Raw genomic sequence first — 24489 nt, forward strand, 5'->3', positions numbered from 1 at the left:
GCCTTATCTGTAACCAAAGACAAAACACATATCCAAAACTGTATCCACCATCATCGTAGCGATAAACTGCTTGAACTCGCAAGTGTTATCACATTTCACCCACTCAAAAGGACTGTACCCCCATGGCGATTGCAACAAATCTCGGTTTTCCGCGGATCGGAGCCAAACGAGAGCTGAAGTGGCTGCTGGAAAAGTACTGGAAAGGGACGATCGGAGCCGAGGACCTGCTGACCGGGGCCCACGAAATCCGACGATCCAACTGGAATAGCCAGGTCGAAGCAGGCATCGAGCAGCTACCGGTTGGCGACTTTTCGCTGTACGACCACGTGCTCGACTGGGCCCTCCGCGTCGGAGCCGTACCGGCGGCCTATCAAACGCCGCAGCTGGTCAGCGAGCTCGATCGTTACTTCGCGATGGCCCGCGGCACGCAAAAAGGGGCCGACCTGCCCGCCTTGGAAATGACCAAGTGGTTCAATACCAACTACCACTACATTGTGCCTGAATGGTCCACCGATCAAGCCTTCCAGCTTAACGCCAACGCCCTACTCGCAGAGATCACCGCCGCACAGGCCGTTGCTGGTAACGTCCGCCCCGTGGTGCTGGGGCCGGTTAGCTTATTGCTGCTAGGCAAGCTGAAAGGTAGCGAGGCGTCGCCGCTGGTGCTGCTCGACAAACTGCTGCCGGTGTACGAGGAGCTTCTGGCGAAGCTCAACGAAGCAGGCGTGACGTGGGTGCAGTGGGACGAACCGATCCTGGCCCTCGACCTGAACGACCAGGCCCAGGCAGCGTTGAAGCACAGCCTGGAAGCCCTGGCCCCAGCGCGAGGTTCGCTGAAACTGGTACTGACCAGCTACTTCGAGTCGCTGCGAGAGAACCTGCCGCTGGCATTCTCGCTGCCGGTCGACGCCGTGCATCTCGACCTGGTCTATGGCCCCGAGCAACTGACCGCTGCCCTGCAGCACATCCGTCCCGAGCAGTACCTCTCGCTGGGGCTGGTCGATGGACGCAACGTCTGGAAGACCGACCTCGCTCGGGCACTGGAAACGGCTCAGTTAGCCGCCAATGCAATTGGCAAAGATCGACTACTAATCGCCGGAAGCTGCTCGCTATTGCATAGCCCGGTCGATCTGACACACGAGACCGAGATCGACGAGGAAGTCAAATCGTGGCTGGCCTTTGCACGACAGAAGCTGGACGAGATTTCGATTCTTACCCGTGCGATCAACGAAGGCCCCGAATCGGTGGCCAAGCAGCTTCAGGAGAACGCCGCGGCAATCGAAACGCGTCGGACTTCGCATCGCACGCACAACCCCGAAGTTCGCAGCCGCCATCAAGCAATTTCGTCTGAGAGTTTCCGACGCCAGGCCGATTACCAGGCTCGCAAGACGCAGCAGCAAGAACGCTTGAATCTTCCTTTGCTGCCAACCACCACGATCGGTTCGTTCCCGCAGACGAGCGAAGTCCGCCAGGCCCGGGCAGCGTTTCGCAAAGGGGACCTGGCCGCAGGCGACTATGACACATTCCTGAAAACCGAAACCCAAAAGTGCATTGCCCGGCAAGAGTCGCTGGGGATCGATGTGCTGGTACACGGCGAGTTCGAGCGGAATGATATGGTCGAGTACTTCGGCGAGCAACTGGAAGGATTCGTCGTCTCGGCCAACGGTTGGGTACAGAGCTATGGCTCGCGCTGCGTGAAGCCGCCGATCATCTTCGGTGACGTCCAGCGAGCCGGCGCGATGACGGTCGAAATGACCAGGTACGCACAGTCACTTACTTCGCGACCGGTGAAAGGCATGCTGACCGGGCCGGTGACGATCTTGTTCTGGTCGTTCATTCGCGACGATCAGCCGCGGCGCGATACGTGCGAACAGATTGCGCTGGCCATTCGCGACGAAGCGGCCGATCTGGAAGCAGCTGGCATCGGCGTGATTCAGATCGACGAGCCAGCCCTACGAGAAGGGCTGCCGCTACGAAAGACCGATCAAGAGGGCTACCTTCGCTGGGCCGTCGATGCGTTTCGCCTGGCTTCGAGCGGGGTGGCCAACCAGACGCAGATCCACACCCACATGTGCTACTGCGAGTTCAACGAAATTCTCCCATCGATCGCGGAGCTGGATGCCGACGTGATTTCGATCGAGACGAGCCGCTCGAAGATGGAACTGTTAGACGGGTTCGGTAGCTTCCAGTATCCCAACGAAATCGGACCAGGCGTCTACGACATTCACTCGCCGCGAGTGCCTGCGACCAGCGAGATGGTCGGCCTGCTGAAGAAAGCGGTCGATGTCATTCCACCGCAGCGACTGTGGGTGAATCCAGATTGCGGGCTGAAAACCCGCGGCTGGGTGGAAGTGGAAGCAGCTCTGGAATCGATGGTGGCCGCTGCCCGAGAAGTTCGCTCCCTGTTAGCTTAATAACAGTTAGAAACTGGTATTTTCATTCACGCCTCGTCAGGAAAATCCTCGGCGAGGCGTGAATTAATTCTTGGAGAAAGCCGTTGAAAACAGAACGCTTTCGTGTCAAATTAAAGGACTGCCCGCCAGCGACAATTCCCACCTCCTACCTGTACCCGAGAAGGTCCCGCCTCCCATGAAGTTTCCCGGTATGGAACTCCGCTCTTTGTCCGCCTGTTTTGCCCTGTTGTTTCTGGGCCTGTTTTCGATGACTGCGATGGTTCAAGCTGAAGATAAGAAAGCCGAAGAGGCCGCTCCGAAGCTTCGTCATGTGGTGATCTTCAAGTTCAAAGAGTCGGCCAAGGCCGAGGATATCGAGAAGGTGGAAAAGGCATTTGCCGCTTTGCCGAAGAAGATTCCGGTCATCAAGGATTACGAATGGGGCACCAATAACAGCCCCGAAATGCTCGATAAGGGCTTCACTCACTGCTTTCTGGTGACGTTCGCCAGCGAAGAGGATCGCGCCGCTTACCTCCCGCACCCGGCCCACCAGAAGTTCGTTTCGATCTTGCGACCGCATTTGGAAGAAGCGTTCGTGGTCGATTACTGGGCCAAATAGTTACAGGCCCCATAGTGTCTCGCTGGTGGCGGATAGCCACCAGGACCATCAGCCATTTGAGGGGGGACCGTCTTGCCTGGTCCCCTTGGCTATTTCTTGACGGTTAAGGTTGTCGATCTGCGCATTAGATGCCACTTCGTTATTTTTCGTAGAAGTGTATCGTTCTGGGTTGGACGACAGCACGCGGATTACCTATTCTTTTTTGTAGACAATGATTTCGAGTTTGACGATTTCATTGCCGATATGAACGATGAGCTTACTCATTACGTACTGGGTAGGCGTGCTTCGTGAATCCCTTTAGGGACCCTGAATGAATTCTCGTTGGCTTTACTTTCTGTTGATCGTTGCCCTGCTGCTGCCGGTGACACGCCCGCGGCTGACCGGTGCGATGATTGCTGGAAGTACGCCCATCTCGAACAATTCGCAGGGGAACACTTCGCAGACCGAGGAAGAGGAAGTTCACGAACGAACGGCCACCTCGCGTCAAACGCATCGCATTGCCCGGGGCTCGCAAGCCTCGCTGGGGCAATACTCGATTCCACAACCGGGTCGATTCCACAGTGCTAAAACCGGTGCCGCGCCGGGCATTGTCGCAACCCACAACGGTTTCGGCGGCCACATTACCTGCTAACTCTTTGCAGGCTGCTATGCGCGCACTTACAGATCCACTTGGCTGAATCTCGGTGCGCAAATTCTTTCGGCAGCCGCCATCTCTTGGTACCTGATGCCTGAACCTCGGTTCGCGTTGGCATCGTCAATTGTGCTCTCGAACGCCACTTCGTGCCTGGGTTTTCCCTGGCATGGTGACTCGAGTTCCTCCCCTCAATTCCATCTGAACTCAACCAAGAAGATATATACCATGCGCGACTTACTATCCGGCGTGACTCAATTCCAACAAGAAACCTTCCCCGTAAAGAAGAGCCGTTTTCAGGAACTGGCCCGGGGGCAAAGCCCGGAAGCACTGTTCATTACCTGCAGTGATTCCCGAGTGAATCCAGAACTGTTTACCAACAGCGAGCCCGGCGAGATCTTCGTTATTCGCAATGCCGGCAACATCGTCGGCCGCAAAGGAGAAGCCGACTTGGGCATGGCAGCCACCATTGAATATGCGGTCAAAGCCTTGAAGGTTCCGCAGATCATCGTGTGCGGCCACTCTCAGTGCGGGGCCATGCAAGGATTGATGAATCCTGAAGTGGTCTCCGGTTTGCCAGAAGTGGGCAAGTGGGTCTCGCTGTCGAAGAAGGCCCTTGATGATCGGTCGGGCAACCCCAAAGGGGATCGCCTGATGCAACTCATCGAAGCCAACATTCGCCTGCAAGTGCGAAACCTGATGACCTTCCCCGAAGTCGCCTACGCGGTCGAAGCTGGCCGACTGCTGCTGCATGGCTGGCTGTACGACTTCGAAACCGGCAGGGTGAATGTCCTTGCTCCAGAAACCAACCAATTCGTCGACCCACACGTCCGAATTGCCTGAACTTAATCCCCCTCACGGAAGCAAACCCATGGCTAAGCAAGACACTCACACCAACCCGGTCACCGGCTACTTCGCAGCTACGTTCAGGAAAGATTTTATTGCCTCGATCGTCGTTTTCCTGGTCGCCCTGCCGCTATGTATCGGGATCGCCGTGGCCGTCGGGGTGAATCCCGCTCGGGCATTGATTACCGGTATCGTCGGCGGTTTGATCGTGGGCATCTTCACCGGTTCGCCGCTGCAAGTCAGTGGGCCAGCCGCGGGTTTGTTCGTGATTGTGGCGGACATGATTGCCCAGCAGAAAGCGAAGTTCCTCGAATTCTTTTCGGGTCCGGGTGAGGCCGCCGACGGGGCTGCGATGACGTATGCCTTGTCGGCGCTGGGTCTCTCGGTGCTCGTTGCCGGGGCGATTCAAGTGGCCGCAGGCAAACTCGGCATCGGTCGTTGGTTTCAGGCCGTTTCGCCGGCAGTGATCAACGGCATGCTGGCGGGGATTGGTATCCTGATCATCGTCAGCCAGTTTCACGTGATGCTCGATCACGAAGCACTATGGCACGGCCACAAGGCCCACGGCGGCTTGCAATATATGGCCACTATTCCCGAAGCAATTTGGAAGTGCTTCGACCTGAGCGATGGCACCCCGCACCATCACCTGGCCGGCGCAATCGGTATTGTCACGATCATGACGATGATGCTTTGGCAGTCGTTCGCACCGAAACAACTGAAGCTTGTTCCGGCGGCACTGCTGGGGATCGCTCTGGCGACGATCGTAGCCATGGTGCTGAGCTTCGAGATTCAGAACCTGGTCGTGCCAGAGAACCTGCTGGACGAAGTCTCGTTTCTCACTTCGACATCCGAGTGGTCTTCGATTGTCGTCGATCCATCGATTTACGTCTCGGCCTTGGTGATTGCGTTGGTGGCCAGTGCCGAAACGCTGCTCTGCGCGACGGCGGTAGACAAGATGAAACCCGGGCACAAAACGAATCACGACAAGGAACTCACCGCCCAGGGGATCGGCAACATGGCCTGCGGGCTGGTGGGTGCTTTGCCGATGACAGGCGTGATCGTGCGAAGTTCGGCCAACGTCAATGCCGGGGGACAAACCCGCGGGGCGACCATTTTGCATGGAGCCTGGCTGCTGCTGTTCATTGTGTTCCTACCCCAGATCCTGACGCTGGTGCCCCGCGCGGCGTTGGGGGCCTTGTTGGTTTACACCGGCATCAAGCTGGTCAACATCAAGCAGATCAAGGAACTCTATAAGACTAGTTGGTCCGAGTTCGCGATCTACGCCACGACGGTCGTCCTGATTGTCAGCTTCGACCTGCTGATTGGCGTGATCGCGGGGATTGTGCTGTCGGCAATCAAGCTGCTGGTGACGTTCACCCGCTTCGAGGCAGACCTGTACGTCAACGAGGAAGACAAGACGGCATCGCTTGGTCTCCACGGAGCTGCCACCTTCTTGCGGCTTCCGGTTTTGATGCAGCGTCTGGAAGAGATTCCCGACGATGTCGAACTGCATGTCGACCTCAGTAACCTGACCTACGTAGACCATGCGTGCTTCGAATCGCTAATGGACTGGGCCAAGCAGCACGAGAAGTCTGGCGGCAGCCTGGTGGTCGATTGGAGTCAGCTGCATGGCAAGTTCCAGAAGGAAGTTGATATCCGCCCCAACGGTAGTAGCGATGTCCAGCGCAACGGCAAAGCAAAAGTGAAACGTACGCCCGTCGGGGGAGGCGTTGGCTGAGCTGGCGCGTCATAACCGTTACAACGCACTCGTTCAGTCCTCAATAAATATGAAGACTATGTAAAGATGTTGGTGAGCTGCCCCTTACCAACGGGAGCCCGGTACACACCATTCGGTGTACCGGGTTACTTTTTGGGTCCGTTGGTGAGTTCTATTCCGCGGGCGCGAGTCATTTTCCCTCTATCGCTAGCACCACCTGCAACGGTTGTAGCAATTGCCGGTTCCGATAGTGCGCAATGCAGCGGCTTTGCGGGGAACTCTGGCGGTACCTTTTCTACCAGTTCTTACAACCGCTCGGGTTCTGCCGAGCGGGCTGAAATCGATCTGCCTGTAATGAGGCGCGTTCCGATTATCGCATCTAACGGCATTGGTCACTTTCCGTTCAGGATGAACGAAATTCGTGAAGTATGGAAACCCACACGATGAAAACTAGCTGGACTTGCCGCGCCCTGGGGCTTTGTTTGGGCGCATTGGCACCTGCTCTTGGTTACGGCCAAGAGTCCATCTACAGCGCACCACAAATAGACTACCCGTCTGGCGCGCCGAACTATCAGTACAACTACGAGCAACCCCAGCAGTTCTACGCTGCTCCGGAAGCTCCTCAAGCGTTGCCGGCGGTCGATACGGTTTCGGCCGCTTCGTACTACAACCTGCTCGAACGGGTTGAGAAGCTGGAATCGGAAGCAGCCGAAGAGGCCTGCAAAGAAGTGGACATCATCGGCAAGCCCACGCAAAAGTGGTCTGGCCGTGTGCACTTCGACTACTGGAACTTCCCAGACAATTCGGCTCTGCCGAACTTCCTGGAATCGGGCGACGCCAACGACGGCGGCGACGACTTCATCGGCTTCCGTCGTCTGCGATTCGGCGTGGCTGGTGATGTCTCGGAAAACATGGTCTACAAAATTGAAATGGAGTTCGCCAATCCAAGCAAACTCGCTTTCAAAGACGCTTACCTGGGCTGGAGCGAACTACCGTTTCTGCATACCGTGCTGCTGGGTAACCAGAAGCGTCCTTACGGCTTGGATCACTTGAACTCGAGCCGTTACAACGTCTTCATGGAACGTCCGTTCACGGTCGAAGCATTCAACCAGGACGCTCGACGTCTCGGTCTGCAATCGTACGGCGTTTCCGAAGGCGAATCGTGGAACTGGCGATTCGGTTACTTTCTGATGGACGACCTGGCCCAAACCGGCGGCCAGTACGACGACAACTACCAGTCGGAAATCGCTGGTCGTCTGGCGAATACCTTCTGGTACGACGAAACCTCCGGCGGTCGTGGTTATGCTCACTGGGCCGTTTCCGGTTCAGCTGCTTTCCCTGGCAGCGGTGGCGACGACCACTTCCTTACCCGTCCTGAAGCCCGTACCGACGCCAAGTGGTACGACACCGGCACGCTGGGTGCTTCCAACTACCAGTTGGTGGGTTTGGAAGGTGTGCTGAACATTGGTGCTTTCTCGCTGGTAGGTGAATACCAACACGTTCACGCCAATCGCTCGGCCAATCCCGATGTCGACTTCGGTGGTGGCTACGTCTATGCCGCTTACTGGTTGACCGGCGAATACACGCCATGGGAACGCGACTCCGGTACGCTGGGTCGAACCAAGCCCCTGGAAAACTTCTGGATCGTCAACCGCTGCGATGGCTGCCGAAGCTACGGCTGGGGTGCCTGGCAAGTGGCTGCCCGTTACTCGTACGGCGATTTCTCGGACCAGGACATCTTCGGTGGTGTCGGCGAGAGTGTCACCTTGGGCGTCAACTGGTGGTGGAACCCGAACGCTCGCGTTCAGTTCAACTACATCAACGGTCGCATCTCCGATCGCGTTGTCGCTGGGGCTCCTTCCGATGCCGGCTGGTACGACATGTTCGGCCTGCGATTCATGGTCGACTTCTAAACCGCCCTGCGGCTTGAGAAAACCTGGTCAGGCTCTGACTGAGAGCCTGGCGACCCACGCAAAACATTTAAGTTAAAAATCCAATACGGAGCGATCTCCATGAAACGTTACCTCGCCATAATTGGCCTCGGACTGCTGTTTTTCGGCAGCGGGTGCTGTGCGACCAAGTGCTGCACGCCAACGTGCTGCTCTTCGTACGGCAAGACTTGCTCGCCGGAAGTGAAAGAAATTGAAGTTGCCCACAACTGCTACGCCGACAAATGCAAAGACGTTTGCATTCCGGCCGTACGCTTCCCGTGGGAAGACTGCTGCTCGCCACTGCGTTGCGGCAAAGTACGCTCGGTCAAGCAATTGACCAAGTGGGAATACAAGTGCCCCGACTGTGAAGTGAAATGGAACGTCATCAACAACGGCTGCTGTGGCAACGGCAACGGCTGTTGCGGCAATGGCAACGGATGTGGTTGTGGCGGCAGCGGCTGCGGAGCTTGTGGTGTTGGCTGCGGCGATCCAGCTTGCGGCTACAGCGAAGCCCCACAACCGATGCCTGCAGTGGTAACTCCGGAAACTTCCCCATCGGAAGTTCCACCGATGCCACCTGTAGTGATCGAGCAAACCTCCTTCTACGCTCCCACGCGTTAACGAGTCACTCTCTCCCTCGACTCAGAGGAATTCCGACCCAGCCCTTGGAGGTTTCCCAGCTCCAAGGGCTTTTTTCGTTCGAAGGAGAGTTTCATTGATGGGTGTTCCACGGCATCCCCCGGCAGTGCGAAGCAAGGTCATACGCAACTTGCCGAAAAACAGTGCCGAGGGGGGAAGTGGCTCACGTTGATGGCACCTCTTAGGGAAACCGATTCGGCTCGTTAGAATAGCCCTTTATGCAGCCGAACATCATTCCCATCAGCTCGCCTCAAGATCCACAACTCGTTCGCTATCAACGCGAGTTCGAGCGGAAGAGCCATATGCGAGATGGTTACTTCGTAGCCGAAAGCCAGTTTCTCGTACAGCGACTGCTCGATAGTCCGTTTCACATCGAATCGATCCTGGTTGACGACCAGGCGAAAATCCCCGAGCTTCCTCCGCAACGTGTTGGCCAGTTTCCGATTTACGTTTTGTCGCGCAGCGATATCAAGGAACTGGTCGGCTATAACTTCCACCGCGGGATCATGGCCTGCGGGCTGCGTCCCCGGCGAAGCAGCATCGATTCGGTCTTCACTGATAATGTTCCACACACGTCCACAATCCTGGCCGCCTCGAAGATCGGCGACTTCGAGAACATGGGAGCGATCATCCGCGCAGCGTGTGCGTTCGGGGCCGATGCCATTTTGCTGGACGATGGATGTGCCGATCCGTTTGCCCGGCGTTCGCTGCGGGTATCGACAGGGCATGCGTTCAAGATCCCGATTGTCGAAAGTGAAGACTTCAACGCCGATCTAACGAAGCTGGCCGCGATGGGGTTCGAACACTTCGCGACGGTGCTATCCGATACGGCAACGCCCCTATCCGAGGTTCGCCGGGCACCGCGGAGCGTGCTGCTGGTAGGCAACGAAGGGTATGGGCTCGAACAAGAGACGCTCGCTCACTGCCCCCATCAGATCACCATTGAGATGCAGCGCGGCAGCGACTCGCTGAACGTGGCGATGGCGACCGGCATCTTCCTGTATCACTTCTGTTACATGCAACCGACGTTACCAGCGGACGATCTCGCCTGAGACGATCGAACGCTGCCCAGCGGATGTCTGCACGAGCAGTGCCCCTGAAGCATCAATACCGCGGCACTCGCCGGTAATGATCTGCTCGGCCTGGCGGGTTTCGACCGAGCGCCCCGTCAGCAGGCAATGCGTTTGCCAGTACGGTAACAGCCCTTCCAGCGAATCGACATTCTGCTGGCAAAGCGTTTGAAAGCGGGTCAGAAAGACGAGCAAAATCTCGGGCAGAAAGTGCTGCTCGCCGGTAACATCGGTCAGGGCGATCGCTTTCTGCTGCACGTCATCCGGGGCGTTTTCCAGCGAGTTATTCACGTTCACGCCGATGCCAATGCACAGCACAGGCTCAGCCGCGTCGCGCTTTTCGACGAGGATACCACACACCTTGCGACCGGCCAGGTAAACATCGTTGGGCCACTTCAACTGAAAGGCATCGGACTGGGCAAGTTCTTCCAATGCCTGACACATGGCCACGCCAGCGATGAGGGAACAGCGCGGCCAGTGGTGCGTCGGGATCGGGGTATCCTTTGTGCCGAGCATTACTGTAAACGTTAACGCCCCGTCGCCGGCAAACCAGCTGCGCGATCCCCTGCCCCGCCCCTTGGTTTGCCGACGAGCGACCACCAGCGCCGGCAGATGCTGGCTGTACGCGGCAAGATTGGCCAGCGCATGATCGCTGGTCGACGGCAACTCGTCGAAGACATCGACCTGCGCGAAGCCTGCCTGGCGCTCGATCTCTTGCTGGGCTAACTCGGGAAACCAATCACTCATAGAGACTCATTTTCATCTTGTCCCCTCTCCCTTGCAGGGAGAAGGAACAGGACAGGAGAGCTTAGGCCAGGCGGATCATGAGGTCGCCGGTTTCGACCTGGCTGCCTGGTTTGACGAGGACTTCTTCGACCGTGCCGGCCACTTCGGCGTAGACCGTCGTTTCCATCTTCATCGCTTCCAAGGACAACAGCTTCTGCCCCTTGGCGACCTTCTCGCCAGGCTCGACAGCAATGGTGACAACCATGCCAGGCATCGAGGAGCCGATCTGCTTCGGGTCGCCGGAATCGGCCTTCTGACGTTTGGGAACGTCCGACTCGAGGGAGTGATCGAGAATACTCACTTCGCGCGGCTGGCCGTTCAACTCGAAGAAGACAACGCGGGTTCCATCGGGGTGCGGTTCGCTCACGGTGAGGAACTTCACGATCAGCGTTTTGCCTGTTTCGATATCCACTACCAGTTCTTCACCGGGGATTTGTCCGTAGAAGAAGACCGGCGTGGGGAGCTTGCTGATGTCGCCGTATTCGACCTCGTGCTTGGCGAATTCTTCGTACACCTTGGGGTACAGGAGATACGACACGACTTCGCTCCGCTTTGGCTTGTGGCCCAGGATCTTCTCGACCTTGGCAGACGCGTCGTCGAAGTCGGCTGGCTCGAAGCTTTCGCCGGGGCGAGTCGTCAGGATGGCTTCGTCCCGCATCACGCGTTTCTGTAACCCTTCCGGGAAACCGCCTGGCGGCTGTCCCATGCGTCCACCCAGCAGGTCTTTCACCGACGCGGGGAAGGCCAGTTCGCGCTCGGGATCGAGGACGTCTGCTGGGGTCAGTTCGTTGGCGACCATGAACAGGGCCATGTCACCGACTGCCTTCGAGGTGGGCGTCACTTTGACGATGTCGCCCAGCATCTCGTTCACCTGGGCGTAGATCTCGCAGATCTTGGACCACTGATCCGAAAGCCCCAACGCGTGGGCTTGCTGGAACAGGTTGGTATACTGACCGCCTGGCATTTCGTGACGATACAGGTCGGCGGTGGCTGGCAGCACAGTGCTTTCAAACGGGGTGTAGAACTCGCGGACCGATCGCCAGTACTCGGCGATTTCGTCGATCTGCTTGGTGCCGAGCTTGCTTTCCTGCGGGGTGCCACGCAGCATCTCGACCACCGTGTTCAAGTTCGGCTGCGACGTTCCACCAGACAGGGGTGCCATGGCGGCGTCAGCAATGTCGAGCCCCACTTCGGCCCCTTCCAGGATCGAAGCGGCCTGAATGCCGGCGGTGTCGTGCGTATGAAAGTGAATCGGCAGGCCGATCTCTTCCCGCAGTGTCTTGATCAGCTTCCGAGCGGCAGTCGGCTTGCACAAACCGGCCATATCTTTGATCGCCAGGAAGTGAGCTCCCATGCTTTCGAGTTGCTTGGCCAGATCGACGTAATACTTCAGCGTGTACTTGTCCCGCTTGGGGTTACTGATGTCGCCGGTATAGCAGATCGAAGCTTCGCAGATGCCGCCTGACTCGATGACGGCGTCCATGGCGACCTTCATGTTCGGCACCCAGTTCAGGGCGTCGAACACGCGGAACACATCGAGCCCTGCCTGGGAGGCTTCCTGCACGAACGCTTTCACCACGTTGTCGGGGTAGTTGGTATAGCCGACGGCGTTCGAGGCCCGCAGCAGCATCTGAAACAAGATGTTCGGAACCCGCTCGCGCATGTCGGCCAGGCGTTGCCACGGCGATTCCTTCAAGAATCGCATGGTGGTATCGAAGGTCGCCCCGCCCCACATCTCGATCGAAAACAGATCGGCACAATTATGAGCGTAGGCAGGCGAGATGTTCAGCAGGTCGTTGGTCCGAACGCGGGTCGCCAGCAAGCTTTGATGGGCATCGCGAAAGGTCGTATCGGTGAACAGTAGTTGGTTCTGTTCACGAACCCACTGGGCGAACTTTTCGCTGCCAAGCTCTTTCCAGCGATCACGCGAGCCCTTGGGCAACGGCGCGTCCTCGTCGATTGCGGGCGTGGGAGCCGGATCGCGACGCTTGGAGATCGCTCGATCTTTGACCAGGCCATTTCCGTTGACGGCGATATCGCCGAGGAACTTGAGTAGCTTCGTCGCGCGGTCTCGGCGTGGGGTGAATTGAATCAGCTCCGGCGTTTCGTCGATGAAACGCGTGGTGCACATGCCGTCGATAAAGGTCGGATGATTCATCAAGCGGCTGAGGAACGGAATGTTCGTCTTCACGCCGCGCACGCGGAACTCGGCCAGCACGCGTTCCATGCGGCGAGCGGCATCGACAAAGCGGCGTCCCCGCGCGGTGACCTTCACCAGCAGCGAGTCGTAATACGGATGAACGACCGCACCGCTGAACGCACTACCGGCATCCAAACGCACACCCATACCGGCACCACTGCGGTAATGGGTCACACGGCCGTAGTCCGGCATGAACTTGTTCGAGGCGTCTTCGGTGGTCACGCGGCACTGCAGCGCGAAGCCAAACGGAACGACCGACTCTTGCGTGGGAATACCGATCTCAGGGTGATCCAACGATTCCCCTTGGGCGACGAGGATCTGCGACTTCACCAGGTCGATGCCGGTGATCTCTTCAGTGACGGTGTGTTCGACCTGGATACGCGGGTTCACTTCGATGAAGTAGAACTCGCCGGTCGCCGCATCAACCAGGAACTCGACGGTACCGGCCGCGTAGTAGTCGACGGCCTTACCGATGGCGACGGCCGCATCGCACAGACCTTGCCGCGTTTTGGGATCGAGCTTGGGTGCCGGGGCAATTTCGACCACCTTCTGATGACGTCGCTGTACGCTGCAGTCACGTTCGTAAAGGTGGACCAGGTTGCCTTGTTTGTCCCCCAGCAGTTGTACTTCGATATGGCGGGCCTGCTGGATGAACTTCTCGATGAAGATGTCGGGGCTACCGAAGGCGTTGAGCGATTCGCGTTGGGCTTCTTTGAATGACGCCTCGAATTCTTCTGCCGTTTTGACAACGCGCATCCCGCGTCCGCCCCCCCCTTTGGCGGCTTTCAGGATGATAGGAAAGCCCATCTTTTCGGCCAGTTCGCGGCCGGCTGCGACGTCTTCGATTGCGGCGTCGCTACCACCTAGAATCGGCACACCGGCCTGCTTGGCCACGTTACGGGCAGCCGTCTTGTCGCCGAGCATCTCCAAGCAGTGCTTCGAAGGTCCGACGAAGACGATGCCGTTCTTTTCGCACGCATCGGCCAGGTCGGGGTTTTCCGACATGAAGCCGTAGCCAGGGTGAATAGCATCGATGTCGTATGTCTTGCACAGATGAATCACGCCGGGGATATCGAGATAAGCCCGGACCGGCTCCCCTTCCTGTCCAATCAGATAGGCTTCGTCCGCTTTGAATCGATGCAGCGCGAAGCGATCTTCGTACGAATACATGCCGACCGTCCGGATCCCCAGTTCGTGGGCACTGCGGAAGATACGGATGGCAATTTCACTACGGTTGGCAGCCAGGAGCTTGGTGATTTTCTTCATAGTCGGCCGTATTGAACACGCGGCTGCCCACAGATGGGGAAGCCAGACGGGAGAGTTGCTGTGGGGTAAAGCCAGCCAGTATACCAGATTGTAGGCGGAAGAAACGAGCGCAAGTCGGTCAACAATTTGATCAAATCGGACATGCGACGAGACAGCATACAGCGATTATGCGGGGGATTCGAGATTGGCTGGGCGCATAAAAAAGAGAACGAGCTGGCCCACTCGTTCTCTGGCTGTTTGTCGCGATACCGCATCGGATCGACCGGCGAATTACATGCGCGAGCTGCTGGCCGGCTCAGCGTAGTCTTCGTCGGCTTCGGAATCGTCGGTGGTGTGGACGGCACCTGGGTCGCGGAAGCGATAGCCGACCCCACGCACGGTTTCAATCAGGTCGGCGAACTCGGCCATCTTGCGGCGGAGGGCTCGCACGTGCACGTCGATCGTGCGTTCCATCACGACGGTGTCTTCACCCAAAGCAGCGTCGATCAGTTCCGAGCGATCGAACACTCGGCCTGGCTGTCGTGTGAGCGTTTCCAGCAGGCGGAATTCGCTGCGGGTCAGTTGCAGCGGTTTACCATGCACGGTGGCACGGTGACGGCGACGGTCGATGGTCACCCCTTGGCTGGCGACCACGTCGGTGGTGGTGGCTTCGGTGCCGCGGCGGCGACGTTCAAGGGCCTTGATGCGTTCCAGTAGAACCTTCACGCTGAACGGCTTGGTGACGTAATCGTCGGCACCCAGCGAGAAGCCGATCAACTGATCCGACTCTTCGGCCTTGGCCGTCAGCATCAGCACCATGATGTCTTTGGTAGCTGGATCGGCTCGCAGGCGGCGGCAGACTTCCAAACCGTCGACTACCGGCAGCATCAGGTCCAGGATTACCATGTCAGGCGTCTTCACTTGCGCCTGGGTCAAACCATCCTGACCATCGTAGGCGGAGAGCACCTCGTAGCCGGCCTGACGTACGTTGTATGCCAACACGTCGGCTAAGGCTCGGTCGTCTTCGACAATCAGAATTTTCATGCGGGCCATGTCTAGGTCCAATTTACTAAAACAAAAAAAGGGTGTTACTCACGTGTCATGTAGCCAGTATCGGAGCCGCCGGAATAGCGGTGCCGTACGATGACTCCTTCGACCATATAAATCACGTCGTCGGCAATATTGACGGCGTGGTCTGAAATGCGTTCGATGTGTCGGCTGGCCGAAAAGCAATGCAATGCCGGGACGACTTGATCGGGGCGATCACGCATCACCTTTTGCAGCTCTTCGATCACTTCGCGATTCATGCGATCGACCTGGGCATCCATCGCGCCCACTCGGGCAGCCGCGGCACAGTCCATGTTGACGAATGAATCGAGAACGTCTGACACCATCCCTTTGGTCATTTCAACCATGCGGGCCAGACGTGTCGGTATGACAAACGTGGGGTATTCGATCACGCTCTTGGCTCGTTCGGCCAGGTTCACCGTGAGATCCGCCATCCGTTCCAGGTCGTTGTTCACTTTCAGAACGGTCGCAATGCGTCGCAGATCGACGGCGACCGGTTGATGCAGTGCTAGAGCTTTGAGGCATTCTTCTTCGATCTGCACTTCCCGTTCGTCGACGATGATGTCGATATCGATCACCTCGTCGGCGATGTGCGGGTTGCGTTCAAAGAGTGCCCGGGTTGCCTTCTCCAGCATTTCTTCGACTACCCCAGAGAGCGACAGCACCTCGTGATGGAGATGATCGAGATCGCGCTGCAGATGGAGAGGCATCGTGTCTTGTCGAGTAATTCGTAAGGCTAAGGTGAGCTCGGCTCCGCCGGCGTCGGATCGAAAGTGAGGACCTTGTAGCGATTTGGCGCTGAAATAAGGTGCTTTCGATGAACCTTATGTTAACCCCGAATTGTTAAGGCAATGTAAACACAATTGTTAATTTGTAAGAACGCGGCTTCTTTTTAGGCGAACTGTGAAGACGGACCCCTCACCTGGGGCACTATCAAGCTCGACGCTACCCCCAAACGAACCAGCCAGGTGCTTCACAATCGAAAGCCCCAAGCCGGTGCCTCCCATTTCGCGGGAGCGGGCCTTATCGACGCGAAAGAAGCGTTCGAAGATCCGATCCTGGGCTTCTTGGGGGATGCCGATGCCATGGTCCTGCACCGAGATGGCCACCTGATCCCCTTCGGTTTTCCAGCGAACGAGTACGTCGCCAGGCATGCCAGAGTACTTCACGGCGTTATCGACCAGGTTCCCGACGATGGTCCGCAGCCCTTCCTCGTCGGCCCTGACATACACTTCGTCATCCTCGGCCGTTTCGACCACCAGGCGAATGTCCTTTGCGGCGGCTTTATCGCGTAGCGAATCGACACTCCACTGGGCGATGTCGGCGACGTTGACGTCGGTAATATCGAAGACTTCCTGTCCTGCTTCCACGCGGGCCAGTTGCAGCATGTCCATGATCAGGTCGTGCAGACGATCGCTTTGATCGGTGATCTGACCGAGGAAGTAGTCGCGGTTCTCAGCATCGTCCACGGCTCCCATGTGCAGCGTTTCAGCATACGCGCGAATCGCGGCCAGGGGTGTTTTCAGTTCGTGCGAAACGTTGGCGACAAACTCGCGACGCAGGTTTTCCAACCGGCGAAGTTCAGTCATATCGTGCAGCACAAGCACCACGCCTGGGCAGGGATCGCCGGGCAGGCAGTTGGCCTGGATATTGATGACGCGGCGAAACGGGGACGAGACCTCGAACTCGGTCGAGCACGCCTCGCCGGTCGACATGGCCTGCTGGACCGATTGGTCGAGAGCGCGAATGCGGGTGATTTCGATCAACGGTCGGCCTTCGACGCGATCGGCTCGAATACCCAGCAGCCGTCGCACGGCCTGGTTAGCCAGCAGCACGACGCGGTCGGCGTTCACGGCCAACACCCCTTCGACCATGCTTCCCAGTACGGTTTCAATACGGTTGGCTTGATCGCGGAGAGCCGTTTCGCGCTGCGTTACGGCAAGGGCCATCGCTTGGAAATGCCGTACTAGTTGTCCCAGTTCATCGCGAGACGAGTTCCAAAGGTGCTTCATCTCTCCGTTTTCGGCCAGGGCATCGCAGGCCTCGGTCAGATCGATGACCGGATCGACGGCTTTGGTTTCGACAATGCGGGTAAGAACGATGCCTGCGATGATGGTCCCGAAGGCGATGCATCCTACCACCAGAGCAATCGCTTCGGACGAACTAGCGAGATTGGTCTTGGGGGTTCCGGCCCGGACAAACGCAATCGTGTTTCCGTCGTGAACAACCCGCTGAGCGACCAGGATCATGGTTACTTCTTGATCGGCGAGCAAACGTTCGGCGTAGCCAAAGTTACGCTGATCGGCATCGCGGAACTCGCTGAGATCGCGTTGATTTTCCATCCGACGGGGAGGATACAGCGAGTCGGCCAGAACGCGGCCTCCATCACTGATAATGGTCAGGTACAGCCCCGATTCGGCGGCATAGCGTTTGACGTGACGTTGAAGCAGGTCTTCGTCGAGCAGGTCGGGCTCTTTCTCGTTCAGCACGCTGGCCTTCACCAGCTGGACTGCCGTTTCAAGATTGCGAATTCTCTCCTGACGAATCGCGGCCTGCCGCTCTCGCCCGGCAGCCCAAGTCATAGCGACCAGGGTCACAAAGCTCAATGCGACCACCATCAGTAAGATGTATGTTCCTATGCGTGACCGTACCATGGAGTCTCGTCAGTAATCATCCCTGCGAAAAAGTTGCCATCCTGTATCATAAAAAGGACTTGGCATTTCAGCAGGGTGCAAATGAGCCTGTTTTCATGAAGTTCCATTCATAATTGATCGGGAAAAGGAAAAAGGGCGAGCCAAGCGGCCCGCCCTCTTTTTTTCTGCGAATACTGTGAGCACCAACAACTTAGATGGTGATCGTTTCGCCTGGCATCGGAACGACGTAAGGCGACTGTTCGCGTTGCTTTTCGGCGGCTTCCGGATTTGGCTTGACCGGTGCTTCGTCGTCCATCTTGGTCAACTTGTCGAAGTCGGCCAAAGCGATTTCCGAGTTCAAAGCGTCCTGGTACTTCAGAACCTGACCACCCTTGCCGCTGTGACCACCGGAGTAGGTAGCCATACGACCGAAGATTGCGGTCATGGTGCTGTGAGCGCCGTAATCGCCTTCGTTAGGACGTTCGCCCTTTCGCAGCGAAGCGAACAGGTCGTGGTGTTCTTCCTGGTGACCACCACGGCCCCCTTGGCCGTAGCTCCAAGCCAGATCACCCTTAGCGTCGTAGATTTTGCCGCCACTGATGTCGGCATAACCCTTCGAGCCGTGGGCATGTTCCGAAACGCTGTTCCAGCAGCCAGGAATGTGGCGGCAGGCGCTCAGCATCTTCGTACCGTTGGGGTAGGTGAATTCGATCATATGGTGATCGTAGATTTCACCATTGTCGGCACCCTTACGAACCTGACGACCACCCTGGCCTTCAGCCGTTTCCGGTGGACCATCCATCAACCAGTTGATGACGTCGAGGTTGTGGATGTGCTGTTCAACGATATGGTCGCCGCACAGCCAGTTGAAGTAGTACCAGTTACGCATTTGGTATTCGAGTTCGGTCTGCGAAGCAGAACGGTTACGAGTCCAAACGCCCCCCGAGTTCCAGTAGGCTCGGCAGAAGATGATGTCGCCGATCGCACCGTCCTTCAGGCGGTTGATCGTTTCGACGTAGGCCTTTTCATGGTGACGCTGCAGACCAACGGCGACGGCCAGGTTCTTTTCCTTGGCGATCTTGTTGGCTTCCAACACGCGGCGAATACCAGGAGCGTCGGTAGCGACTGGCTTTTCCATGAAGATGTGCTTGCCAGCGTTCACTGCAGTTTCGAAGTGCAGCGGACGGAAACCAGGTGCGGTGGCCAGGATCACAAGATCGCAATCGGAATCGATCACCTTCTTGTAGGCGTCGAAACCAACGAACTGACGATCTTCCGGCACGTCGATTTGCTTGGCGTGACGGCTCTTCAGCGAACGGAGGCTCTGCTGCAGACGATCTTCAAAGACGTCGCCCATGGCCACCAGTTTGGTGTCGCCTTCGGTGTTCATCGCTTGATCGGCAGCACCGGTACCGCGACCACCACAGCCAACCAGGCCGATCTTGATTTGATCGCTACCGAAAGCGTGAGCGCTCTGGGCGATGCTCAACGTCCCAGCAATCGCACCACCGGCGACCAGCATGGACGAACCAGTCTTGATGAAGTCGCGCCGCGAAGGCTGAGCTGCATCGTTCTTATTCTTTGAATCTTTCTTAGACATAGATGGAGACTCTCCAGTTAAGCGAAATATTAGATAGGGCGAGGTGGGAAATATTTAGACGTGCGTCGTACCATGAGGGTAAGCTTAAAGCATACTGGATTCTACGAAACGATTCAATTATTTACTGGCGAGATAAGGGCTTGCGTGAATTTATTTACTGCCTGCCTGGCCCATCTCGTGGAGCGATCATGACGTTACCATTCTCAAAAGCGACCTTCGTCTGGGGGGCTATCTGCATCGTTTTCAGTGCGAGCGCCGCTCACTTGTGCGCCGACGAGGCTTCCCTTCTCTCGGTAACTCAGCCACACATGGGAACAATCGTCCGCATAGTGGCCGACACCGATGATGCCCAGCTATTCCAGAAAGCGACCGACGAGGCCTTTGCCCGCGTACGCGCGATCGAGCAGATTTGTAGCGATTATCGGAGTGATTCCGAAGTATTGCTGCTTTCCGAGAAATCTCCGACGCCTGAGCCAATTTCGGTCAGCGACGACCTGTGGAACGTCCTGACCCAGGCCCATACGGTCAATCGAGCGTCCAACGGTGCCTTCGACGTAACGGTTGGACCGCTCACCAAAGAGTGGCGACGCTTTCGGCGCCGCGGCCAGTTAGACCCGCTGCGAATCGAAGAAGTACGCACCGGCGTAGGTGCCCAGCACATGACGCTCGATGAAAAGAAGCACGCCGTGAGCCTGGGCGTCGGTGACATGCGAATCGATCTGGGGGGCATCGCCAAGGGTTATGCGATCGATGCAGCACTACAGGTGCTAACCCAGCACGGCATCACCCGAGCGCTGGTCGATGCCGGTGGAGACATTGCCGTGAGCGGTGCCCCGCGCGGGGAAGCTGGCTGGCGGGTAGGTATCGCCGGGCTCGATCCGAAGCAGCCGCCGATCCTGGTCGCTCATATCTCGCAGTGTGCCGTCGCGACCTCTGGCGACGCGTTTCAATTCCTGGAACACGAAGGGAAGCGTTACTCGCATATTCTCGATCCGCGCACAGGCTACGGTGTCGATCATCGGGGGACAGTCACCGTCTTCGCCCAAACAGCAACCACGGCCGATGCCTGGGCGTCGGCGATCAGCGTGCTTGGCCCCGCAGAGACCCCCCAGGTACTGGAGAAGGAGCCGGGCATTGCGACCTGGATGGAAGTGCTGATCGACGAGAAGCCGGTAACCTGGGCGAGCCCGAACCTGGGAACGTGGCTGAGCGAACACGGCCAGAAGAATTAGTTGCAGTCTTAGCCGATTGGCGCGAACACGGGGTCTTCGAGCGCTTGTTTCCAATACGCCAGAGTCCGCTCGGTGGCGCACTGCGACTGGATGGCCGATTGGCTTACGGCATCGTAGAACGCACGGGCTTCGCTCTCGAAGCCAAACAGTCGCATGCTGCGAATGGCCCGGGTGATTCGCAGGTGATTATGGTTCATAGGGGAATGCCAGGCATCGCGATTGGCGGCCAGGCTGGGATCGGGGACGAACTGCCCCTCTTCATCGAGTTCAAACCCCAGGAAACGCCCGAACCGCGTGATCATCTCGTGCATGCGCTGCTGGGCGTCGATATTCTCGCGTAAGACATGAGCCGAATGCTCGTCCACCAAGGGGCAATCGGGATTGACGCTCGACGTTTCATGCAGGGGAAACATCCACTGAATGATATCGTGATGCGATTCAAGCTCCCGGTCGGTCATCGCGATCATATCGAGAACCGATCGACCGTGACTATCGGTTCCATCGTGGCAATAGAAATCGACAACGCGCGACGTCATGCGGACTCTCCTTTATGCGAGGCGATTACCTGCTATTAACGATAGGCGATTGTTGTCCCTTTGGCGAGAGAATTCGCTTGCGAGTTATGCGGTACGGGTTCCTGCGGTTCGCCCAGTTGGCAACTCGGCACTCAGGAAGACCTCATGCGACATCTGCTTCTAATACTCGGTGACCAACTCGACCGCAACTCGGCCCTGTTCGATGGCTACGATCCTGAGCAAGACTTGCTTTGGATGGCCGAGAACGATCACGAGATTACCTATGTCCCCAGTCACAAGCAGCGGATTGTCTTGTTTCTGTCGGCCATGCGTCACTTTCGCGACGAACTCAAAGACGCAGGCCGGCAGTTGCAGTATCACCAGTTGTTCGCCGACAAGCGGAAGGACTCTGGCAAGTCGTTCGGTGAGTTGCTCTCGCAGACGCTGAAAAAAGAGAAACCCCAGGCGATTCGCGTCGTGCTGCCGGGTGACTATCGTGTGAAGCAGCTATTAGAAGAAACGGCGGCCGAGCACGACGTACCGATCGACTTTCTGCCGGACGTTCACTTCTTCTGCACGGTGAATGAGTTCCATAAGTTCGCCAAGGGGCGGAAGTCGCTGTTGATGGAAACGTTCTATCGCCAGATGCGGAAAAAACACGACATCTTGATGCGCGGCGACAAGCCGGTGGGGGGCACTTGGAACTACGATCACGACAACCGCGAGCCGTTCGGCAAAGAAGGGCCAAGCAACATTGGGAGGCCGACTTCGTTCTCGCACGATGAAATCACGAAAGAAGTTATTCAACTCGTCGAAGAGCGATTCGCCGACCACCCTGGCCAGATCGATACGTTCAACTTGCCAGTGACGCCGGGACAGGCGCGGCGGATGCTGGCCGACTTCGTCAAGTATCACCTCAACGGGTTTGGCAAATACGAAGACGCGATGTGGACGGATGAGCCATTTTTACACCACTCGCGGTTATCGACCAGCTTGAACCTGAAACTGCTCGATCCGCGGGAATGTGTGCAGGCCGCCGTCGAGGCGTACAAGGCAGGGACCGCCCCGCTGGCAAGTGTGGAAGGTTTCGTGCGGCAGGTTCTCGGCTGGCGCGAGTTCATCCGCGGCGTCTATTGGACGCAGATGCCAGCGTACGCCGAGATGAATCACTTCGATCATCAAGCAGAGTTGCCATCGTTCTTCTGGGATGGCGAGACCGACATGCAGTGCATTCGCCAGTCCCTTTTGCACGTTTTGAAGTATGGCTATGTCCACCACATTCAGCGTCTGATGGTGCTGGGCAACTTCTCGCTGACGCTGGGGGTGCATCCCTACAAGTTTCACCAGTGGCACATGGCGATGTACCTGGACGCGGTCGACTGGGTTTCGCTTCCCAATACGCTGGGGATGAGCCAGCATGGCGACGGGGGCATCGTGGGGACGAAGCCATACTGCTCGACCGGTAACTATGTCGACAAGATGAGCAACTTCTGCCAAGGCTGCATCTACAACCACAAGAAGGCCGTGGGGGCAGAGGCATGCCCGCTCACGACCTTCTATTGGGACTTTCTCGATCGACATTTTGACGAGCTTCAAAGCAACATGCGGATGAAGTTGCAGATGAAGCATGTCGAGCGAAAGAGAAACTCAGGTGAGATTGACGACATTCGCAGTCATGCGAAGAAGCTCCGCCAAGACTGGCACGTTGATTAAAGATCGAAGTCGATTGTGTTGGCCGATTTCTCAACCGTCACTTTCTCGGGCCATGTGACTTCCTCGAATGGCAGCGAACGTTTTGCTCTTCCTCGCGTCGGTTCGCCGGGTGCCGCTGGCATGCCTGGGCCACCGTAAGAAATCTGTACGCTGTGCTTGCCAACGATGGCACCGTTTTCACTTGCCGTAAAGCGAAGCGAATAGCGCCCATCGAGATCGCTCGTCGCGGACGATGGTCGTCCTGTTTCGGGAAAGAACGTTATGGTTGCGTCAGAAACGGGCTGACCATCTTTGGTTATCGTTCCAGCCACGGTTCCCAGGGCGATACCACTTCCACCAGAGCAACCGGCCAGCCCGACAACGATAATGGCTAACAGTAAACAACGAAGGTTTTTGCTAAGCATATCTTCGACACTCCTCATGAAAATTTCAGATCGGATCCTAGGAATAAGAAACCCAGAGGATCCTCAACAACGAGCTGCGGATCCCCTGGGTCATCCCCTAATTCAGTAGGCACCGACAGGCGTACCGTCGTTGCGATCCATGAGCGATGTGTAGATTGCGAAGTCGATCGTTTCAGGAATGAACCGAGTCGAACCATCCGCCAAAGTGAACTGAGCACCACCAGGGTGGGCCGAGCGATAGGCAGTGTTGTTGAACTTGGTCGTGGTCAGGCCCCAGCCTGGAGCCTTGGCGGTCCAATTCATGCTCAAGGCGTTAATTGGGTAGGTCGTTACCACGTAGTTATTCAGGTTGCTGGAGTGTGTGCCTGTTCCGCAGCTCCACAAACCGCCGCTGCACAAACTGGCACGATAGTCATTGAGTTGATCGTGAAAATTGGACTGCTCACCAACGGCGATCGTATTACTCGAGCCATCGGTCAACTTGTGAAAACCAACGCCACTTGCCGCGAAGGGGGCCGTACCTCGCCAGTACACCGGAAGGACACCGTTGTCGGCAATGTTACCACCCCACTGCCAGGAGCCGGCCGAGGTATCGGAAGTCGTTCCACCAACAATCGAACAGCCACTGTTGCCGGCATAGTCCGAGATTTGGATCTCGATTTCAGCCGGTGCTCCCAATCCTTGCGTAGCACTGGAAGTCGGGTACGTTTGCGTTCGTGGAAGCGGACTCGATGGGCACCACAGAGAATCAATGCGACCTTCGTGCATCGCTCGCCAACCGCGTGTCGGGGCAGCCCATCCCGCGGTGTTGTTGTCGTAGGTGCTGTCGGGAACATTAACCAGATCGTAGGCGGCTTTCTGTTCCATGAACGGCATCACGCGGACGAACCACGATGCCTGACGGGCCCAACCCGAGGCACCGCTCGACTCCCCAAACCCTGTCGGAGGGAACTCTTGGTGTACATCGTGATAATTGTGGATGGACAAACCCAACTGCTTCAGGTTGTTGCTGCACTGCATCCGTCGAGCGGCCTCACGTGCCTGCTGGACGGCCGGTAGCAACAAAGCAATCAGAACACCGATGATCGCAATCACGACCAACAGTTCCACAAGCGTAAAACCTCGCTTCTTGGCACGCATTCGAGCTAACATAGGGGACTTCTCCAGATATCATTCATGCAAGGAAAAATTAAATATGATTTGCTGAGCGAGGTGGTGGGGATTCTCGCCAACTGGCATGATGGAGAGGT

Annotated in this window: 19 protein-coding genes; 10 read left to right on the forward strand and 9 right to left on the reverse strand. The window is 57.2% G+C overall.

From position 1 onward, the window contains the following. Positions 1-122 precede the first annotated feature (122 nt). The 8 genes from metE (at position 123) to C5Y96_RS24700 (ending at position 9825) form a co-directional block, all read left to right on the forward strand. Entirely contained in the window at positions 123-2411 is a 2289-nt protein-coding gene (gene metE, locus C5Y96_RS24665; RefSeq protein ID WP_105359006.1) for a 5-methyltetrahydropteroyltriglutamate--homocysteine S-methyltransferase, read from the forward strand. Between the two features lie 175 nt (positions 2412-2586). Continuing rightward, positions 2587-3009 carry a Dabb family protein gene (locus tag C5Y96_RS24670; RefSeq protein WP_233199109.1) on the forward strand — a complete coding sequence of 141 codons (423 nt, stop codon included), beginning with the start codon at positions 2587-2589 and terminating at the stop codon, positions 3007-3009. A gap of 310 nt (positions 3010-3319) precedes the next feature. Continuing rightward, positions 3320-3640, forward strand: coding sequence for a hypothetical protein (locus C5Y96_RS24675; protein ID WP_105359008.1), 321 nt, complete (start codon positions 3320-3322; stop codon positions 3638-3640). A gap of 228 nt (positions 3641-3868) precedes the next feature. After that, positions 3869-4483 (forward strand): carbonic anhydrase, encoded by a 615-nt coding sequence (locus tag C5Y96_RS24680; RefSeq protein ID WP_158261411.1) that lies wholly within the window; start codon positions 3869-3871, stop codon positions 4481-4483. A gap of 28 nt (positions 4484-4511) precedes the next feature. Next, a complete protein-coding gene (locus C5Y96_RS24685; RefSeq protein ID WP_105359012.1) occupies positions 4512-6224 on the forward strand; it encodes a SulP family inorganic anion transporter in 1713 nt (570 codons plus the stop codon). A 422-nt stretch (positions 6225-6646) separates the two neighbouring features. Next, positions 6647-8116 carry an OprO/OprP family phosphate-selective porin gene (locus tag C5Y96_RS24690; RefSeq protein WP_233199111.1) on the forward strand — a complete coding sequence of 490 codons (1470 nt, stop codon included), beginning with the start codon at positions 6647-6649 and terminating at the stop codon, positions 8114-8116. 99 nt (positions 8117-8215) lie between these two features. Then, the gene (locus C5Y96_RS24695) at positions 8216-8755 is read left to right on the forward strand and encodes a hypothetical protein (RefSeq protein ID WP_105359014.1); all 540 of its coding nucleotides are present in this window, start codon (positions 8216-8218) and stop codon (positions 8753-8755) included. 236 nt (positions 8756-8991) lie between these two features. After that, positions 8992-9825: a TrmH family RNA methyltransferase gene (locus C5Y96_RS24700; RefSeq protein ID WP_105359015.1), complete on the forward strand. Its 834-nt coding sequence runs from the start codon at positions 8992-8994 to the stop codon at positions 9823-9825. Here the strand turns inward: C5Y96_RS24700 and C5Y96_RS24705 are convergent. The 6 genes from C5Y96_RS24705 to C5Y96_RS24730 form a co-directional block, all read right to left on the reverse strand. Next, a complete protein-coding gene (locus C5Y96_RS24705; RefSeq protein WP_105359016.1) occupies positions 9802-10590 on the reverse strand; it encodes a biotin--[acetyl-CoA-carboxylase] ligase in 789 nt (262 codons plus the stop codon). The two genes, C5Y96_RS24700 and C5Y96_RS24705, sit on opposite strands and share 24 nt — an antisense overlap. A gap of 61 nt (positions 10591-10651) precedes the next feature. Beyond that, positions 10652-14095 carry a pyruvate carboxylase gene (locus C5Y96_RS24710; RefSeq protein WP_105359017.1) on the reverse strand — a complete coding sequence of 1148 codons (3444 nt, stop codon included), beginning with the start codon at positions 14093-14095 and terminating at the stop codon, positions 10652-10654. Positions 14096-14365: 270 nt separating this feature from the next. Further along, positions 14366-15127, reverse strand: a complete 762-nt coding sequence (locus C5Y96_RS24715) for a response regulator (RefSeq protein ID WP_105359018.1) — start codon at positions 15125-15127, stop codon at positions 14366-14368. A gap of 35 nt (positions 15128-15162) precedes the next feature. Further along, entirely contained in the window at positions 15163-15852 is a 690-nt protein-coding gene (gene phoU, locus C5Y96_RS24720) for a phosphate signaling complex protein PhoU (protein WP_105359020.1), read from the reverse strand. 156 nt (positions 15853-16008) lie between these two features. Next, the gene (locus tag C5Y96_RS24725; protein WP_105359021.1) at positions 16009-17796 is read right to left on the reverse strand and encodes a sensor histidine kinase; all 1788 of its coding nucleotides are present in this window, start codon (positions 17794-17796) and stop codon (positions 16009-16011) included. Between the two features lie 190 nt (positions 17797-17986). Further along, positions 17987-19375, reverse strand: coding sequence for a Gfo/Idh/MocA family protein (locus C5Y96_RS24730; RefSeq protein WP_105359022.1), 1389 nt, complete (start codon positions 19373-19375; stop codon positions 17987-17989). A 188-nt stretch (positions 19376-19563) separates the two neighbouring features. Between C5Y96_RS24730 and C5Y96_RS24735 the strand changes: the two genes are divergently transcribed. Then, on the forward strand, positions 19564-20607 hold the full coding sequence (locus tag C5Y96_RS24735; protein ID WP_158261412.1) for an FAD:protein FMN transferase: 1044 nt from the start codon (positions 19564-19566) through the stop codon (positions 20605-20607). 8 nt (positions 20608-20615) lie between these two features. Here the strand turns inward: C5Y96_RS24735 and C5Y96_RS24740 are convergent, their stop codons facing one another. Next, positions 20616-21143 (reverse strand): opioid growth factor receptor-related protein, encoded by a 528-nt coding sequence (locus tag C5Y96_RS24740; RefSeq protein WP_105359024.1) that lies wholly within the window; start codon positions 21141-21143, stop codon positions 20616-20618. Positions 21144-21287: 144 nt separating this feature from the next. Here C5Y96_RS24740 and C5Y96_RS24745 point away from each other — a divergent pair, with 144 nt between their 5' ends. Continuing rightward, positions 21288-22835, forward strand: coding sequence for a cryptochrome/photolyase family protein (locus tag C5Y96_RS24745; protein ID WP_105359025.1), 1548 nt, complete (start codon positions 21288-21290; stop codon positions 22833-22835). On the opposite strand, the gene C5Y96_RS24750 is transcribed toward C5Y96_RS24745, so the two are convergent. Together C5Y96_RS24750 and C5Y96_RS24755 are read right to left on the reverse strand one after the other, a co-directional pair. Next, entirely contained in the window at positions 22832-23239 is a 408-nt protein-coding gene (locus C5Y96_RS24750) for a carboxypeptidase-like regulatory domain-containing protein (RefSeq protein WP_105359027.1), read from the reverse strand. The genes C5Y96_RS24745 and C5Y96_RS24750 overlap by 4 nt on opposite strands. Before the next feature lie 102 nt (positions 23240-23341). Beyond that, positions 23342-24391 carry a DUF1559 domain-containing protein gene (locus tag C5Y96_RS24755; RefSeq protein ID WP_105359029.1) on the reverse strand — a complete coding sequence of 350 codons (1050 nt, stop codon included), beginning with the start codon at positions 24389-24391 and terminating at the stop codon, positions 23342-23344. Positions 24392-24489: the final 98 nt, after the last annotated feature.

Source organism: Blastopirellula marina (genome assembly GCF_002967715.1).
Classification (GTDB): domain Bacteria; phylum Planctomycetota; class Planctomycetia; order Pirellulales; family Pirellulaceae; genus Bremerella; species Bremerella marina_B.

Coding starts and splice junctions, on each gene's coding strand:
- C5Y96_RS24700 (WP_105359015.1), top strand. CDS start 8,992: ATGCAGCCGAACATCATTCCCATCAGCTCGCCTCAAGATCCACAACTC.
- C5Y96_RS24690 (WP_233199111.1), top strand. CDS start 6,647: ATGAAAACTAGCTGGACTTGCCGCGCCCTGGGGCTTTGTTTGGGCGCA.
- C5Y96_RS24710 (WP_105359017.1), bottom strand. CDS start 14,095: ATGAAGAAAATCACCAAGCTCCTGGCTGCCAACCGTAGTGAAATTGCC.
- C5Y96_RS24730 (WP_105359022.1), bottom strand. CDS start 19,375: ATGTCTAAGAAAGATTCAAAGAATAAGAACGATGCAGCTCAGCCTTCG.
- C5Y96_RS24670 (WP_233199109.1), top strand. CDS start 2,587: ATGAAGTTTCCCGGTATGGAACTCCGCTCTTTGTCCGCCTGTTTTGCC.
- phoU (WP_105359020.1), bottom strand. CDS start 15,852: ATGCCTCTCCATCTGCAGCGCGATCTCGATCATCTCCATCACGAGGTG.
- C5Y96_RS24715 (WP_105359018.1), bottom strand. CDS start 15,127: ATGGCCCGCATGAAAATTCTGATTGTCGAAGACGACCGAGCCTTAGCC.
- C5Y96_RS24750 (WP_105359027.1), bottom strand. CDS start 23,239: ATGCTTAGCAAAAACCTTCGTTGTTTACTGTTAGCCATTATCGTTGTC.
- C5Y96_RS24705 (WP_105359016.1), bottom strand. CDS start 10,590: ATGAGTGATTGGTTTCCCGAGTTAGCCCAGCAAGAGATCGAGCGCCAG.
- C5Y96_RS24675 (WP_105359008.1), top strand. CDS start 3,320: ATGAATTCTCGTTGGCTTTACTTTCTGTTGATCGTTGCCCTGCTGCTG.
- C5Y96_RS24685 (WP_105359012.1), top strand. CDS start 4,512: ATGGCTAAGCAAGACACTCACACCAACCCGGTCACCGGCTACTTCGCA.
- C5Y96_RS24680 (WP_158261411.1), top strand. CDS start 3,869: ATGCGCGACTTACTATCCGGCGTGACTCAATTCCAACAAGAAACCTTC.
- C5Y96_RS24735 (WP_158261412.1), top strand. CDS start 19,564: ATGACGTTACCATTCTCAAAAGCGACCTTCGTCTGGGGGGCTATCTGC.
- C5Y96_RS24745 (WP_105359025.1), top strand. CDS start 21,288: ATGCGACATCTGCTTCTAATACTCGGTGACCAACTCGACCGCAACTCG.
- C5Y96_RS24740 (WP_105359024.1), bottom strand. CDS start 21,143: ATGACGTCGCGCGTTGTCGATTTCTATTGCCACGATGGAACCGATAGT.
- C5Y96_RS24755 (WP_105359029.1), bottom strand. CDS start 24,391: ATGTTAGCTCGAATGCGTGCCAAGAAGCGAGGTTTTACGCTTGTGGAA.
- C5Y96_RS24695 (WP_105359014.1), top strand. CDS start 8,216: ATGAAACGTTACCTCGCCATAATTGGCCTCGGACTGCTGTTTTTCGGC.
- metE (WP_105359006.1), top strand. CDS start 123: ATGGCGATTGCAACAAATCTCGGTTTTCCGCGGATCGGAGCCAAACGA.
- C5Y96_RS24725 (WP_105359021.1), bottom strand. CDS start 17,796: ATGGTACGGTCACGCATAGGAACATACATCTTACTGATGGTGGTCGCA.